The sequence below is a fragment of the Streptomyces sp. XM83C genome (assembly GCF_023072675.1).
Lineage (GTDB): Bacteria > Actinomycetota > Actinomycetes > Streptomycetales > Streptomycetaceae > Streptomyces > Streptomyces thermocoprophilus.
The window spans coordinates 1-1,234 of the sequence record NZ_JALLGL010000596.1 but is presented as its reverse complement, the minus strand read 5'-3'; the positions used below and the strand labels follow the sequence as shown (position 1 = coordinate 1,234).

Below are 1,234 nucleotides of genomic sequence, written 5' to 3'. Positions count from 1 at the left end.
GGTGCCGGGTAGTCTCGGGGGCTGGGATATGTTTAAAAGAGACACCCCTCGACGACAACCGCCTGCCCCTCACCCTCACCGCCGGCGACCACGAACTCCATCTGCACGCCACCATGCGCTACTCACGCACCGGCGAAGGCATGCACCGCTTCACCGACCCCACCGACGGCGAAACCTACGTCTACACCCAACTCTTCCTGGACAACGTCCAACACGTCTTCCCCGCCTTCGACCAACCCGACCTCAAAGCCACCTTCGACCTCACCGTCACCACCCCCACCAACTGGACCGTCCTCACCAACAGCAACACCCACCAACAAACCGACGGCCACTGGAAAGCCGCCACCACCCCACCCATCTCCACCTACCTCGTCGCCATCGCCGCCGGCCCCTGGCACAGCATCCGCACCCAACACCGCGGACTCCCCTTCGGCATCCACTGCCGCCGCTCCCTCGCCCCCCACCTCGACGCAGACGCCGAAGAAATCCTCCACATCACCCGCGCCTGCTTCGACCGCTACCACGAAAAATTCGAAGAACCCTACCCCTTCGACTCCTACGACCAAGCCTTCGTCCCCGAATTCAACGCCGGAGCCATGGAAAACCCCGGCCTCGTCACCTTCCGCGACGAATTCGTCTACCGCTCCGCCGTCACCGACACCGAACGCCAGACCCGCGCCATGGTCATCGCCCACGAAATGGCCCACATGTGGTTCGGCGACCTCGTCACCCTCACCTGGTGGGACGACATCTGGCTCAACGAGTCCTTCGCCGAATACATGGGCTACCAAACCCTCACCGAAGCCACCCACTACACCGACACCTGGACCGACTTCGCCATCACCCGCAAAGCCTGGGGCTACGACGCAGACCAACGCCCCACCACCCACCCCGTCGCCCCCACCCAAGTCGACGACACCGCCACCGCCCTCCTCAACTTCGACGGCATCTCCTACGCCAAAGGCGCCTCAGCCCTCCGCCAACTCGTCACCTGGCTAGGCGAAAAAAACTTCCTCGCCGGCATCAACACCCACTTCCGACGACACAAATTCGCCAACGCCACCCTCACCGACTTCATCGACTCCCTCGCCGCCCACACCGACCGCGACGTCCACGCCTGGGCCGACGCCTGGCTCCGCACCACCGGAGTCGACACCCTCACCACCACCGTCGACACCCGCCCCAGCACCTGGACCCTCACCCTCCGCCACCACGGCACCCGCCCCCACCGCAC

At 65.0% G+C, this 1,234-nt stretch carries 1 protein-coding gene; it reads left to right on the top strand.

Translation table 11 applies throughout. From position 1 onward, the window contains the following. On the top strand, positions 1-1,234 hold a 1,234-nt coding region (pepN, locus tag MTQ10_RS30585), incomplete at both ends, for an aminopeptidase N (protein ID WP_247474019.1).